We start from the raw sequence: 15,444 nt of genomic DNA, 5'->3' as shown, positions 1-15,444 counted from the left end.
GGGATTATTTCGTGGCAGCATTAAAAATTGTTTTGGCAATTATTTTTATTATTGATTGTATCGCACTTGTAACACTTGTTCTTGCACAGGAAGGTAAGACTCAGGGACTTGGTTCAATCCAGGGATTTGCAGAGACTACTTACTGGGGCCAGATAAAGGGACGCTCAAGAGAGGGAGTTCTCAAGAAGGTTACGGTTGCGCTTTCAGTGCTTTTTATAGTTCTCAGCATCGTACTTAACATGACTGTATTTTAATCAGAATTGATTTAAAAGGGCACTCGTTAATGAGTGCCCTTTTTGTTTAAACTTATTTTTTCAAAACAGCTCTTTAAAAAGGATTATTCATGGCTAAAAAGATACTTCGTAAAAAAGAGAATATTGTAGGTACTTTCATTTCAAATCAAAGAGGTTTTGGCTTTGTCGAGGTTGAAGGTAGGGATGAAGATATATTTATTCCTGAGGAATATACCGGCGGTGCTTTTCAAGGCGATACCGTTGAGGTAGTAATTACTTCGGACAAAAATAAGAACGGTGGAATGCGAGATGAAGGAAGAGTTACCGGAGTCCTCGTAAGAGCAGTTGAAAAGGTTGTCGGTACTTTTCAGGATGGTCATACATATGGCTTTGTTATTCCGGATAACCTTAGATTTACACAGGATATATTTGTGCTTAAGGAGCATACAAGGGGAGCTGTGTCCGGTGATAAGGTAGTTGTCGCTATCACGGACTATGGCGATTCTAAGAAGGGAAGAAAACCGGAAGGTAAAGTCACTGAGATCATCGGTAATATCAATGATCCCGGTGTGGATATTCTGTCTATTGTTGAAGGTTACGATATACCAAGCGTTTTCCCTGAGAAGGTTATGAATCAGGCGGAAAAATGTAAGGACCATCTTATAGAAGGCGATTTTCAGGGACGTTTAGACCTTAGAGATGTCACTATGGTAACAATTGATGGCGAAGATGCTAAAGACTTGGATGATGCTGTTTCACTTACATATGAAGATGGAATCTATCATCTCGGAGTACATATCGCTGATGTCACCAATTATGTGCAGGAAGGCTCTGCACTAGACCGAGAGGCTTTAAAACGCGGGACCAGTGTATATCTTGTAGATAGAGTTATTCCAATGCTTCCTCATAAGCTTAGTAACGGAATATGCTCGTTAAATCATGGTGAGGACAGACTTGCACTCAGTTGTCTTATGGATATTGACTGCAATGGAGCTGTTTTATCACATCAGATCGCTGAAACGGTAATTAACGTTAATGAAAGAATGACATATACTTCTGTTGCTGCGATTTTGGAGGACCATGATACTAAAGAAATAGAAAGATACAGTGATCTTGTGCCCATGTTCGAAAAGATGGCAGAGCTTTCTGAAATACTCAAGAAAAAGAGAAAGACAAGAGGTGCTATCGATTTCGATTTTCCTGAGGCAAAGATCAGTCTTGATAAAGATGGCAATCCTTTGGAAATTAATGTAAGAGTAGCTAATACAGCAACTACTCTTATAGAGAGCTTTATGCTTGCTGCCAACGAGACAGTTGCGGAGCACTTTTTCTGGATGCAGGCTCCCTTTGTATATCGTGTACATGAGCAGCCGGATCTTGAAAAAATAGCTAATCTTAACGCATTCATTTCAAGACTGGGACTTCATCTGAATATTAAGTCTGAAGAGATTAAGCCGGCTGAAATCCAAAGACTCCTTGAGAAAATCGAAGGAACTGAGGAAGAAGCTGTTATCAGCAGAATTGCTCTTAGGAGTATGATGCAGGCTAAGTACAGCACGGAGTGCCTCGGGCATTATGGCCTTGCATGCAAATATTATTGTCATTTCACATCACCTATAAGAAGATATCCTGATTTACAGATTCATAGAATAATCAAGGATTACTTAAGGGGAAGAATGGATGATGATAAGCTTAAGCATTACAGAGACATTCTTGAAGATGTAGCAAAGCATTCATCAGATACCGAGAGAAGGGCTGAAGAAGCAGAACGTGAGACAGAAAAGCTAAAGAAAGCCCAGTTTATGGAATCTCACATTGGCGAAACCTTTGAAGGCGTTGTTTCAGGTGTTACAGGCTGGGGAATGTTTGTAGAACTTCCTAATACCTGTGAAGGTATGGTGCCTGCTGTTACAATGGAAGATGATTATTATATATTTGATGAAAATAATTACAGACTGGTAGGCGAAAGAACCGGAAAGGTTTATTCCCTTGGACAAACTGTTAAAGTAAAGGTTCATGATACTGACAGGCTTGCAAAAACAATCGACTTTAGAATTGTTTCAGAAGATGATGGGCTTAATTTCTCTAGTTACGATGAATATGATGATTATGAAGAAGACTATTATGAAGAGGATGAGAATGGGCATCTTCAATTTGTAAGCGGAAAAAAGAAAAAGAGTAAAGCAGGTAAAAAAGTATCAGCAAAGAAATTAAAGAAAGATAAGACTGAGAGGAAAACTCCCGCAAAGCTGCGAGCTGCAAAGATTTCCAGACTTTCACTTGATACAGAGTCATCTGAAGCAGATGATTTTGATAAGAAGTCTTCTAGAAAAAAGACTCATAAGGATAAATCTGATAAGAAAAAGAGCAAGGTTTCCGATAAGAAGAAAAAGGAGATTTTAAAGGAGGCCTCCAAGCTTAAGAAAATCAGTAAGCTTAAGGCTAAAAAGTCCGGCAAAAAGTCCGGTGAAGGGGAAGAAAAAGAAAGCGGAAGAAAAGTATATAAAGTACATAAGTATAAAAAATCCGCAACTTCCAAGGCGGCAAGAAGCAGCCAGGGCAAAAGACGCAAAAAATAAGGATAGGGGTTAATAATTGTGGCTGAAGATAGCATAAAATTAATAGCAAATAATAAAAAAGCTTTTCATGATTATTTCATAGAGGAGAAGTATGAAGCCGGAATCTCTCTGGCAGGAACAGAAGTAAAGTCTCTCAGACAAGGCAAATGCAGCATTAAAGAAGCGTGGGTGAGTATAGATAAGGGCGAAGCTTATATTTGCGGAATGAATATTAGTCCTTATGAAAAGGGTAATATTTTTAACAAGGATCCGCTTCGCGTTCGTAAGCTCCTTTTGCATAAGACAGAAATAAGAAAACTTGATCAGGCATCTCAGGTTCAGGGATATACACTTGTTCCTTTGGAGGTGTACTTTAAGCGCGGTAAGGTTAAGGTTCAGATCGGACTTGCAAAGGGTAAAAAACTCTATGATAAGAGGGAAACCACCGCGAAGCGCGATCAGCAAAGAGAGGCAATGAGGGACTACAAGGTAAGTCTTAGATAGTAAGGTACCGGTAGTTTGATTGAAAATAAAAAACGAAAATTAAACTACCGGTTTATTTAAGATCAGTTGATTTTATTATAAAATGTATTTATACTAATAAAGCACATTTCAAATTAAATAAGGGTTAGTAAAGGTTTCGACAGGGATTCTGAAGCTGGAGAAGCTGTCCGTAGGATGGTGCGTTAAACCTCAAATTAAATATAAACGCTGAAGATAATTTAGCACTCGCTGCCTAAGTGCAGCGCGTAGGCCTGAGTGCACCTGCACATTCAGTAACCTGCGTCGACTATGCAGGAAACGACGTGATGATTGCTCCGTAGTCATGGCCGTATAAGGAGCTACTTCTCATATTAGGGCGCGGGCTTCCGGTTATGGGAGGGAAATGGCTTTGCCACAATAGCCAGCTATGACAGTAGAAGGACAGGGGACGGGTTTTTGGACAGGGGTTCGACTCCCCTCTAATCCATAAAAAAAGACCTATATAGGTCTTTTTTTTATGGGTTAGAGGGGAGTCGAACGACATCTTTTATTAAATAGGTCAAATTGTGTTGCAATTACAAATTATTGTGGTTAGAATATTCATTATGTACAAAATGTATATACATAAGGAGGTTTACATGAAAAGAGGTATTAAAAACTTAAAGGGGATTTTAGCTTCGGTTCTGGCTGCAACTTTTATTGTAACTGCAGTTCCCGTAAGTTCTATTTCAGCTAATGCTGCAAAGGTGGATATCAGCGAAACTACACAGGCTATCAACAAGAGAGGTGCTCTTATCTACAAGGAGACAGGTAACAGCATGGTTACCATCACTCCCGGAACATTTGCTAAGAATGTTCTTACAGTTGCAATCAATGATGAAGATGGCAGGATTAAAAACATTAAGTGCAACAAGAAACTCAGATATAAGAAATCATATAGAAAATATGATGATGAGAATGGAAAGACAATCTACAGATTTTCTTTCTTCACAAAGGAAAGCAAACTCTACAAGTTCAAATTCAATGTTGATGGACAGGACTATAGTGTTTATATAAATGCCACAACACCTGTTGAGAAGGCAACCTTTGCAGGAATTGATCTCTCTACAAAGAGCGGTCTTGGTACTTCAAATTATGTAACAGATCTTAAGAGCGGTAAGTTTAACGTAAAAATGTCAAAGAACTATGCTCTTGAATCTATTCAGGTTGGAAAGTACAAGAATAGCGGTTCCGGTAACAAGGTTGAGCCTGTTCTTTACTGGACAAATGTTAAGAATAACAAGAAGGTTCAGCTTAGTGGCGAGAAGCAGGTTACTGTATATGAAGACGGCGACGTTACAGAGGATAGCATGTATTCTACAACAATCCTTCGTGTAAATTATAAGTATCTTAAGAACAACACAACAGGTTGCGTTGATTATTATCTTAACAGAATAGTAGATGACGACAACTAATTAAAAAAGGAAATGACCATGAGCCCTAAGAAAATCAGAAAAGAGCGCATAGTTGTAAAGGTTGGTACTTCTACTATCACTAATGATAATGGTGGGATCAATATACGTCAGATTGACCTCCTATGCAGAGCACTTTCAGCAATTGAAAATCAAGGATATGATCTTGTACTTGTAAGCTCCGGCGCTATTGCCGTCGGAGCAAACAAGATGCGTCTTAAGCAAAAGCCCAAGGATTTAAGGCTAAAGCAGGCAGCTGCTGCTGTGGGTCAGAGTGAACTGATGCATCTTTATGACAAGCTTTTTGGAGAATATGGTAGACTGTGTGGCCAGATTCTTCTCGACAATGATGATATTGAGAATCCCATCAGAAGAGAGAATCTAAAGAATACATTTGATGCGCTGCTGGAAAACCATATTATTCCTATTGTTAATGAGAATGACTCTGTCAGCCATGCAGAGATTGAATCTGATCAGAAGCTTTTTTCAGATAATGATATGCTTTCGGCATTGGTTGCTGCCTTTTGTGGGGCATGCAAACTTATCATTTTGTCTGATATAGATGGCTTTTATGATAAGAACCCTGCAAAATATCCTGATGCCAAGCTTATAAGCAGAGTAGAACATATAGATGATACACTTTATGATCTTGCGGATGGCAGCGGCTCAAACAGAGGAACAGGCGGTATGGTCACAAAACTTCAGGCTGCTGAATTTGCTACAGCCAGAGGTGTTGATGTTCTTATAACAAATGGAAGCAATACCGATAATTTATACGATATTATCGACAAAAAGCATGTAGGAACATTGTTTGTTGCAAAGGAGAGCAACTGACTTTGAATCAGATACTAAAAACTGAGCGTCTTATCCTTCGTAAATGGAAGGAGAAAGACGCTGATATTTTATATAAGCTTGCAAGAGACCCTGAAATTGGGAAGGGAGCCGGTTGGATTCCTCACAAGGATTCTGATTATTCCAAGGCGATAATACGAACGGTACTTTCAGGTGAATGTGACTATGCAATAACGCTTGCAAATGGTTTGGATATACCGATTGGAAGTATCGGAATGGAAATCGGAAGTTCGAAAAAGCGTGGGATATTTCGGGAGGACGAGGCTGAGATAGGCTACTGGATAGGAAAGGATTATTGGGGGCATGGTTATGCGCCTGAAGCACTTTCTGAGCTTATCAGATATAGTTTTGTTGAAATCGGTCTCAGTAAAGTATGGTGCGGTTTTTTTGATGGGAATGAGAAATCTAAGCGTGTAATTGAAAAATGCGGTCTCACATTTCATCATAGAAATGAGAACCTTTTTAATTCTATGCTTAAGGAATACTACAACGAAAACATGATGGCTATCAGCGCTGAGGAATATTTTGCTGATCATTAATTTGATTTTTTAAAATAAAACCTGCTAACAAATGTCAATAGAGAAACGGCTTATTTTTAAGTGTTTTCAATTTCACCATTTTAAGCATCACAAAAGGGCTGGATGAATAGTCCAGCCTTCTTATAACCTGTGGATACTTATTTGTAGACCGCGGTTACTCTTGCATAATATATACGTAGAAATTTATTCAATCCCGCTATTTTAGCGTGTTTTTTGCACTTTCCCTCATTTTCTTTCTTGATTATATAATTATATACAGCAGCATCTTTGGGCGCCGGATGACTCTTAAGTACCCTCATTACTTCATATCCTACTTTTCGTAAAGTTGATGACCCTCTCTTTGTCATCCTTCGATTTGTGCCCACAAATTGTCCTGACTCGTAAGGTGGTGGATCTATACCGGCACAGGCAATGAGAGCTTTTGCACTATGAAGTTTTCTTACATCTCCTATTTCTGCAATTAGTTTTGGCGCTAGCACATCTCCAACACCACCCATTTCTCTAACTGTAGAGTATTCTGGTAAGGACTTAGCAAGAATCTGCATTCGTGCTAATATAGTAGCCAAGGAGCTATCTATAGCCCTTAATACTGATACTGCTTCCTGTACTAACATTTTGGTCGATGGGGTACTGGAAGATAGTGTAGGAATACCACCGGATGCTAATTCATAGACTTCTTCAGCTTTGGATCTGCTCCGGTGATATTTCTTTTCTTCTGCCCAGAGAAGGTACTCATCTGTGAACTTTTCAAGACTCATGGAAGTAATTACATCATAATGCCAGAACTTTTCCACAAAATCGCTTAACTTGTCCTTGTTGCTTGATTCGTTCCAGCTATTAAACTTTTTCTTGATTCCAGGCATGACATAATCGAGGATATGAGTTAATTCTTGTAAAGCCTTAACATGGAGTTCCATATAGTACCTATATCTGCGCCCTAGCAGCTTCAACTCAGCATATACCTCTTCGGCACCTTCATACTTTTGGAGCTTAAACCACTTTTCAATTCCATAATTAGCAATCATGATCGAATCAAGTTTGTCAGTTTTTACACCCCTAAAGTTGTTATCCTTTGCGAATGACTTCATCACAAAAGGATTTACTACAGATACGAAATAGCCTTTCTCTGTAAGATAAGTCAATACTGGCAAGTGATAGACGCCCGTTGCTTCCATGACTATACGTATTTCACCATCTAACTTCTGGAGAATACTATCGAGCCCGTCTAGCCCCTTCTCTACATGTTGCATTTCAAAAGGACTGCACACTATTTCTCCATACGGCTTAAGTATGCAGACAGTGCTTTTTCCTTTTGATACATCAATTCCAACACTAATCATTCTGAACCTCCTCCAACTGTAAATAGTAATTGTTCCAGCCACACTTATTACCATTCAGTTTAGTTGGTTACACGGGTGTTTCTCCCTACCTGCTTAAGCGAATGCTTATAATAAGGGGGTGGTTAACAGTTTTATTGACGGATGCAATGATCCAAAAAAGCCCACGTCAGACCAATTACTCCCCTTATTATAAAAAAATAAGTGCAGATGTCAGAGTTAATTACTCTCTAACAACTACACTTTTATGGTACTAAACAGCCCTAAGAAAAATTCTAAGGGCTGTTAATTATTTTACGTAAAAATCAGGATAATCAGAAATCAGGTGTACCTTCATGGAACTTATCATAGATCTCTTTGAGGTATACTTTTACCATTTCGATATTAGCCATTTTCTTGAGCTCCGGATTATCCATTGCAATTGCAATCTCATCAGCAAGAAGAAGCATATCAAAAATAGCAAGCTTGAATTCATTACGAGTCATGTTTTTAATGTTGATTTTCATAAGAGGAGTACCAAGCTTCATGGTTACGTTCTCATCAGCGATACCGGTTTTAAGAACCATTGTTTCGGGATCATAATTAACATAGATGATGAGTTTTTCCTTCTCGTGCTTTTTAAGAGTAAGGCTTGTCTGATGACTTTCCTCCATCCATTCATATAAATCAGCATCATCGGGATGCTGGAGATAGTTTGTAAGCTCCTCGCGGTGTTTTTCAACATACTGAAGATATTTGCTGGCATTGGGGCCGGTATATGAGAGCTCAACTTTAAGTCCGTTCTCAGTTTTTAAAAGACGACATTTTGAAGCAACATCTCTGATTTTGAGTTCAGTTTCGGTATTACCAATCTGTTTAAGTATACCGGTTTCAAGTTCCTGTTTGAATTCCATATATTTAATTTCCTCCAAAAATAGAAAAGCGTTAACTAAGCGTGTTAAGTATAGCACAAAGACTTCAAAAATGGTATACTATTTCAAGGTGTGCGCCCTTTATCAGAAGCGCATATCGGGATGAGTTTTGAAAAAAGTAATGGGTGATTATGGCTACAAGTAATTCAAGAAAACGCTCCTCAGGGAGCAGAACAACTAATACAAGGAAAAGATCGGCATCAGCACAAAGAAGACCTTCCACGAGATATGAGGAGGATACACTTGATTATGCAGTAAAGAGCGAGATTTCTCTTATTCTCTTTGCGGCGCTAGCGATCTTTTTATTTTTATGCAATTTTAAAATCTGTGGAACGATAGGCAACGCAGTAAGTGATATTTTATTCGGTATTTTCGGGCTGGCTGCTTATGTTATGCCACTTGTGTTTTTTGCGGCAGGCGCACTGCTTTTGTCAAACGGACCGAGCCCGGCAGCACTTAGGAAGATTTTTTCCGGACTTCTTATTCTGCTTGTTTTATCAATGCTGTTTGAACTTATAACGGGCCGTGTTCAGGCAATGGATGTTTATAAGGCAGCTGATATCTATAGCGGAGCCAGGGATGCGCGTAATGGTGGAGGCTTTATTGCCGGAAGCGTGACTTATGCTATATATCATAATCTCTCTTTGGCCGGAACATTAATTGTCATGATGGTTGCCGGATTTACCGGAATATCTCTGTTTACTCAGAAATCAATGCTCAAGGGAGTGAAAAAAGGCGGTAAGCAGGTCCTTGAGAGAACAAGACAGGAAGCTGAGCTTTACAGAGAACGCATGGATGAGCGAGCAAGGTATCGTGAGGAAGAGAGGGCGCGAATCGAAGAGGAACGTCAGCTTTTGCTTGAGCAGAAGGAAGATGCCAAGATACTCAGAATGGATAAAAAGGTTTCGGGTGTCAGCATGGATACGCTTCTTGATGCTGATGATTCCGATGAGAATCCGGATGATGAGATAAAAGAAGAAATAATCGAAGAAGTAAAGGATCAGGAATTTCGAATTCACGGACTCGATTTCGAGGAAGATGATGCTGATGATATCAATGCTTATATTCCGGAAGAGAATATTCGTGATGATATTCATGAGATCAGATTCAAGCCGTCTCTTACAACAGAGCCGCAGCCTGATGGCCAGTACGTAATGAAGACTGAGAAGAAGCAGGAGCCTTCAAATGACAATCATCATATTACATTAAGTGATGATTATTCTCCCGTGGATGATACTTATTCAGAGGATGAAGACGACAGTGCTGCACTAGAGGCACTTATGGCTGTCAAGAATCACAGGCCTGTAGCAAGGCTTAAAGAGGAAGCTCCTATGGATGATTTGGATGATATTCCGATTCATTCCGAGAACATAGCTCCTGACTATAACGGAGAATACGCTGTTCACAGTACCGATTACATTACAACCAGTAAGAATCGCGTAGCAGCTGAGAAGAAACAGGAACAGGCAATTGTAAAGAGACCTGTTATGGAATATGAGTTTCCTCCTTTTAATCTGCTTAAAAAGGGAACAAAGGGTAAGGGAGATTCTGCAAAACATCTTAAGGATACAGCAAGAACACTTCAGGATACCCTTCAGATGTTCCATGTTAATGCGACAGTAACAGATATCAGCCAGGGACCATCTGTTACTCGTTATGAGCTTCAGCCGGAGGCAGGAGTTAAAGTAAGAAAAATTGTAGATCTTGCAGATGATATAAAGATGCATCTTGCAGCTACTGACATAAGAATAGAGGCTCCTATACCCGGAAAATCCGCGGTCGGAATTGAAGTTCCGAATAAGGAAAACTCAACAGTTGCACTGCGTGACCTCATTGAGAGTGAGGAATTCCAGAAATCGAAATCAAAGCTTTCTGTTGCAATCGGTAAGGACATCGCAGGTAAGCTCGTAATAACTGATATTTCTAAGATGCCTCACCTTCTTATTGCAGGTGCTACAGGCTCCGGTAAATCGGTTTGCATAAACACAATAATCATGAGCATCATTTATAAGGCTTCTCCTGAGGATGTAAGACTTATAATGATAGATCCCAAAATTGTTGAGCTTTCGGTCTACAATGGCATACCGCATTTGCTAATACCTGTAGTGACAGATCCCAAGAAGGCTGCTGCAGCGCTTAACTGGGCTGTATCAGAAATGACTACAAGATATAAGAAGTTTGCTAATGCAAAGGTTCGTGATCTTAAGGGTTACAATGCTCTTTGCGAACATAATGATGATCCTGATTATCAGAAGATGCCTGAGATAGTTGTAATCGTCGATGAGCTTGCTGATCTCATGATGCAGTTTAAAAATGAGGTTGAGGATTCGATTGTAAGACTTACACAGCTTGCAAGAGCAGCAGGTATTTATCTGATTATTGCTACACAAAGGCCCTCTGTAGATGTTATAACAGGACTAATTAAGGCCAACATACCAAGCCGAATTGCTTTTGCGGTTTCAAGTGGTGTTGATTCAAGAACTATACTTGACAGTTACGGTGCAGAGAAGCTTATCGGAAAGGGCGACATGTTGTTCTTCCCCAGAGGATACAACAAGCCTGCCAGAGTTCAGGGATGCTTTGTATCTGATGATGAAGTTCAGTCTGTTACGGATTTTGTTAAGACGCAGGGTGTTGAAACAGGATACGGACATAACGTATCAGAGGAGATATCAAGCATGGAGGTTGCTACGAAGTCATCACAGAGCGCTTCTGTGGGCGATTCATCGGATGGTGCATCTGATCTTGATCCTCTGTTTGCACAGGCAGGTGCTGCAATTATTGAAAAAGAGAAGGCATCCATAGGAATGCTTCAGAGATTATACAAGATAGGCTTCAACAGAGCGGCAAGGATCATGGATCAATTAAGTGATGCCGGTGTTGTTGGCCCTGAAGAAGGAACAAAGCCAAGACGCATTCTTATGACAAAAGAGGAATTTGAACAGTTGATAGATAACGCTTCTTAAACTTATAGGAGCACTTCAATTCTGGAGGTAAAGATTATGGCAGTAAAATCTGATATTGAAATTGCAAGAGAAGCCGAGCTGTGGCCTATAAAGAAGGTCGCTGAAAGCATTGGCATCGAAGAGGATGATCTTGAGCTTTATGGAAAGTATAAGGCTAAACTATCCGAGGAATATCTGCAAAAGATTAAGAACAATAAAAAGGCAAAGCTTGTCCTCGTAACAGCAATCAATCCTACACCTGCAGGCGAAGGAAAGACCACAACAAGTATCGGCCTTGGAGATGCTCTTAAAAGACTTGGCAAAAAGACTGTTATTGCTCTGCGTGAGCCTTCACTCGGACCATGCTTTGGCATTAAGGGTGGAGCCGCAGGTGGCGGTTACGCACAGGTTGTTCCTATGGATGATATGAATCTCCATTTTACGGGAGATTTCCATGCAATAACATCTGCTAATAACCTGCTTGCAGCACTTTTGGATAATCATATCCAGCAGGGGAATGAACTGCAGATTGATACCAGACAGGTTATCTTCAAGAGATGTGAAGATATGAATGACAGAGCACTTCGAAATATCGTTATCGGTCTTGGAAGCAAGATGGACGGCGTAGTAAGGGAAGATCACTTTGTTATTACTGTTGCTACAGAAATTATGGCTATCCTCTGCCTTGCAAAGGATATGAAGGATTTGAAGGATCGCCTCTCCAGAATAGTAGTTGCCTATAATTACAATGGAGATCCGGTCACAGCAGGTGACCTTAAAGCTGTAGGAGCTATGGCTGCACTGCTTAAGGACGCCATGAAGCCTAATCTTGTTCAGACATTAGAACATACACCTGCAATTGTTCATGGTGGACCTTTCGCTAATATCGCGCATGGCTGTAACTCTATAAGAGCCACAGAAGCAGCACTTCACATGTCAGATATTACGATAACTGAGGCAGGCTTTGGCGCAGACCTTGGCGCTGAGAAATTCCTCGATATCAAATGCAGAATGCATGGTCTTAAGCCTGATGCAATTGTACTTGTAGCTACTATCAGAGCTCTTAAATATAACGGAGGAATTGCAAAGGATAGCCTTTCCGAGGAGAATGTAGATGCTCTTAAAAAAGGAATGGTAAATCTTGAAAAGCATATTGAAAATCTCCAGCAGTACGGCGTGCCTGTTGTTGTGACTCTCAACGGTTTCATTACAGACACAGAGGCTGAAATTAAGGTTGTTAAGGACTTCTGTGAGAGCAAAAACTGTGATTTTGCTATTTCCGATGTGTGGGCAAATGGCGGCAAGGGAGGAGAGGACCTGGCTAAAGCTGTGCTTAATACTCTGGAAAATAAAACATCAAACTATGCTCCAATATATAGCGACGATCTATCTCCTGAAGAGAAGATCGAAACAGTAGCGAAGAAAATATATGGAGCGGATGGTGTAATTTATGCACCTGCAGCTAAGAAGCAGCTTAAGAAGATTGTTGATATGGGTTATGGTAAGCTTCCTGTATGCATGGCTAAAACTCAGTATTCACTTTCCGATGATCCGTCTCTTCTCGGCAGACCGACAGGATTTGAGATAACAGTACGCGATGCATATGTTTCAGCGGGAGCAGGCTTTATAGTTGCTCTTACCGGAAATATTATGACTATGCCCGGACTTCCTAAAAAGCCCGCTGCTTTTGATATTGACGTTGATGATAATGGAAATATAATCGGACTATTCTAAATATACTATTACACTGGAAGGAATCAGAGATAATGAAAATCATTGATGGAAAAGTTATTTCCGCGCAGGTTAAAGAAGAAGTAAAGGAAAAAACAGCAAAGCTCAAGGCTGAAAAAGGTATTGAAGTATGTCTTGCTGTTATACTTGTTGGAGAGGATCCGGCTTCACAGGTTTATGTACGAAATAAGAAAAAGGCATGCGAATATGTCGGATTTAAATCATTGTCTTATGAACTTCCGGGTGATACTTCGCAGGAGGAACTTCTTGAGCTGATCGATAAATTAAATAAAGACGATTCGGTTCACGGTATTCTTGTTCAAATGCCTGTACCAAAGCAGATTGATGAGAAAACTGTAATAGATGCCATCTCACCTGAGAAGGATGTTGATGGTTTCCATCCTATGAATGTAGGTGCGCTCTGTATTGGTGAACCCGGCTTTGTTTCATGTACACCGGCGGGTATTATTCAGCTTTTGAAGCGTTCTGACATTGATATTAATGGTAAAGAGTGCGTTATAGTCGGAAGAAGTAATATAGTTGGTAAACCGATGGCTCTTTTGATGCTTCGAGAGAATGCTACAGTTACTGTGGCTCACTCACGAACAAAGGATTTAGCTGAAGTATGCAGAAGAGCAGATATTTTAATTGCTGCAGTGGGTAAGGCAAAGATGATCACTGAAGACTATGTAAAAGACGGTGCAGTGGTTATTGATGTAGGTATTAACAGAAATGCGGAGACAAATAAACTCTGCGGCGATGTGGATTATGATAATGTAGCGCCTAAATGCAGCGCTATAACACCTGTTCCGGGTGGCGTTGGTCCTATGACTATCGCAATGCTAATGAACAATTGTCTGGAGTCAGCTTTACGTAAGGCCGGTGAATAAAAATATGAAGTGTCCTAATTGTGGGAACAAAATTCCGGAGGGACATCTTTACTGTGGAATTTGTGGCAAAGAGATTAACTTCGTACCGGAGTTTGACCCTGAAGTTGAAAACAAAATAAATGAATCTCTATCCGGAGTTGCAGATGATCTGAAGGATGAGAGCATCTTTTATACAAAAAAGCTTCCGGGAATGGTTGCAAATAAGGCTGAACTTAAGCCGTTTGTTTTGCCTCTTATTACCGGTATAGGCATAATTGTAGCTGTTATCGTTGTTCTCCTCTTTATGAAGGATGGAAGAAATTCTACGCTTAATCTTGAGGAGCAGGCTGAAAGCTATTATGTTCAAGGAAAATTGCCGGAGGCGATTTCTGCTATTGATAGCGCGATACTGAATCTTCAGGAGGGTGATTCTGAAAAGAAGTCTGAGCTTCTTTTTAAAAAATATGGATATCAGAAGGAAGCAGGATTATCTGAGGATGCTATAGCTACTTTAAATGAGCTCACAGATGCGGATACTTTTGATGAAGTAACAGTAGCTACTGCTACCGAGCAGATGATACTATATTATGAGGAATCCGAGGACTATAACGGGATATATGAGCTTTTAAAGAAAACTTCAATACAATCCGTGAAGGATAAGTATTCAATGTATATTCCTTATGCGCCTGAAATAGCTCCCGACGGAGGCGATTTCGACGAAACAGTTTATGTGAGGATTACCGATGCCGAATCAGGTGATATTTACTATACGATTAATGGCAATGATCCTGATGAAAACAGCATTCATTATGATGATGAGCTCGTTCTTGAAGAAGAGGGAGACTATAACATCAGAGCGGTTTTTATAAATAAATACGGATTAAAGAGTGAAATTTCAAAAAGCTTTTTTCACTTGGAAAACATTGGACCTGAAGAACCTGTAATAATGGAGGATAGCGGAGATTATTCGCAGGCCACAATGATTGTGGCAGTCTGTGATCCGGGATGCAGGATATTATATACTTCTGATGGTACTGATCCAACTGAGGAGTCCAATGAATACACGGCTCCGATACCGATGCCCGTCGGAACGAGTACCTACAAATTTATCACCATTGATTCTGAGGGTAAGATGAGTCCTGTAGTTGAAAAAAATTATCACCTCTCTTACACAACAATGGTATCTGTTGATCAGGCAAAGCAGAGTATTATTTCGATTTTACTTAAGCTCGATATACTGCTTGATGCAAATGGAAGTGTCAGGGGTGAAGAAGGCCATTATGACTATGTTTACGACGGAGACATAGAGATTGCCGGTTCCGGAGTCTACTATAAATTCGTTGAAACACATGTATATAATGACGGACATACTAGTGATACAGGTCTGTTATATGCAGTAAATACCCATGATGGTAAGGTTAACAGGCTTGGATATGATTCAAGTGGAAATTATACACTTATAACTATTTCGAATAGATAAGTGTTTAATGTGGTGATAATTGTATCTGATAAATTATTTTAATACTTTAAAGGAT

The 15,444-nt window shown here is 39.9% G+C and carries 12 protein-coding genes and 1 other RNA gene; 11 read left to right on the top strand and 2 right to left on the bottom strand.

Going from position 1 to position 15,444, the window contains the following annotated elements; all coding sequences use genetic code 11:
- The first annotated feature begins 11 nt into the window (after nt 1-11).
- The 7 genes from secG to G586_RS0103005 all read left to right on the top strand — a co-directional run bounded on the left by secG (nt 12) and on the right by G586_RS0103005 (nt 6,116).
- Complete coding sequence (gene secG / locus G586_RS0103030) at nt 12-254, top strand: preprotein translocase subunit SecG (protein WP_026526516.1); 243 nt, start codon at nt 12-14, stop codon at nt 252-254.
- An 89-nt stretch (nt 255-343) separates the two neighbouring features.
- On the top strand, nt 344-2,812 hold the full coding sequence (gene rnr, locus G586_RS21580; RefSeq protein ID WP_051204461.1) for a ribonuclease R: 2,469 nt from the start codon (nt 344-346) through the stop codon (nt 2,810-2,812).
- Nucleotides 2,813-2,830: 18 nt separating this feature from the next.
- Complete coding sequence (gene smpB, locus G586_RS0103020; RefSeq protein ID WP_026526515.1) at nt 2,831-3,295, top strand: SsrA-binding protein SmpB; 465 nt, start codon at nt 2,831-2,833, stop codon at nt 3,293-3,295.
- Nucleotides 3,296-3,416: 121 nt separating this feature from the next.
- Nucleotides 3,417-3,764, top strand: a transfer-messenger RNA (tmRNA) gene (gene ssrA, locus G586_RS25510).
- Nucleotides 3,765-3,912: 148 nt separating this feature from the next.
- Nucleotides 3,913-4,728 (top strand): hypothetical protein, encoded by an 816-nt coding sequence (locus G586_RS0103015; RefSeq protein ID WP_026526514.1) that lies wholly within the window; start codon nt 3,913-3,915, stop codon nt 4,726-4,728.
- 18 nt (nt 4,729-4,746) lie between these two features.
- Nucleotides 4,747-5,559 (top strand): glutamate 5-kinase, encoded by an 813-nt coding sequence (proB, locus tag G586_RS0103010; protein ID WP_035772338.1) that lies wholly within the window; start codon nt 4,747-4,749, stop codon nt 5,557-5,559.
- Between the two features lie 2 nt (nt 5,560-5,561).
- Nucleotides 5,562-6,116 carry a GNAT family N-acetyltransferase gene (locus tag G586_RS0103005; protein WP_051204460.1) on the top strand — a complete coding sequence of 185 codons (555 nt, stop codon included), beginning with the start codon at nt 5,562-5,564 and terminating at the stop codon, nt 6,114-6,116.
- A 137-nt stretch (nt 6,117-6,253) separates the two neighbouring features.
- On the opposite strand, the gene G586_RS0103000 is transcribed toward G586_RS0103005, so the two are convergent.
- Both G586_RS0103000 and G586_RS0102995 read right to left on the bottom strand, forming a co-directional pair.
- Nucleotides 6,254-7,456 (bottom strand): IS110 family transposase, encoded by a 1,203-nt coding sequence (locus G586_RS0103000; protein WP_026526511.1) that lies wholly within the window; start codon nt 7,454-7,456, stop codon nt 6,254-6,256.
- A 311-nt stretch (nt 7,457-7,767) separates the two neighbouring features.
- Nucleotides 7,768-8,346 carry a hypothetical protein gene (locus tag G586_RS0102995; RefSeq protein WP_026526510.1) on the bottom strand — a complete coding sequence of 193 codons (579 nt, stop codon included), beginning with the start codon at nt 8,344-8,346 and terminating at the stop codon, nt 7,768-7,770.
- 149 nt (nt 8,347-8,495) lie between these two features.
- On the opposite strand from G586_RS0102995, the gene G586_RS0102990 reads away from it, so the two are divergent.
- Genes G586_RS0102990 through G586_RS0102975 form a run of 4 tightly spaced genes read left to right on the top strand, consistent with a single transcriptional unit; the run spans nt 8,496 to nt 15,389 of the window.
- Nucleotides 8,496-11,330: an FtsK/SpoIIIE family DNA translocase gene (locus G586_RS0102990; protein ID WP_026526509.1), complete on the top strand. Its 2,835-nt coding sequence runs from the start codon at nt 8,496-8,498 to the stop codon at nt 11,328-11,330.
- A gap of 36 nt (nt 11,331-11,366) precedes the next feature.
- Nucleotides 11,367-13,043, top strand: coding sequence for a formate--tetrahydrofolate ligase (locus G586_RS0102985; protein ID WP_035772337.1), 1,677 nt, complete (start codon nt 11,367-11,369; stop codon nt 13,041-13,043).
- A 29-nt stretch (nt 13,044-13,072) separates the two neighbouring features.
- Nucleotides 13,073-13,930 (top strand): bifunctional methylenetetrahydrofolate dehydrogenase/methenyltetrahydrofolate cyclohydrolase FolD, encoded by an 858-nt coding sequence (folD, locus tag G586_RS0102980; RefSeq protein ID WP_026526507.1) that lies wholly within the window; start codon nt 13,073-13,075, stop codon nt 13,928-13,930.
- A gap of 4 nt (nt 13,931-13,934) precedes the next feature.
- On the top strand, nt 13,935-15,389 hold the full coding sequence (locus G586_RS0102975; protein ID WP_026526506.1) for a chitobiase/beta-hexosaminidase C-terminal domain-containing protein: 1,455 nt from the start codon (nt 13,935-13,937) through the stop codon (nt 15,387-15,389).
- Nucleotides 15,390-15,444 lie beyond the last annotated feature (55 nt).

The organism is Butyrivibrio sp. VCD2006, from assembly GCF_000423925.1.
Lineage (GTDB): Bacteria > Bacillota > Clostridia > Lachnospirales > Lachnospiraceae > Butyrivibrio.
Note: the sequence above shows the minus strand (reverse complement) of the source record. Positions and strands in the feature narration are given on the sequence as shown.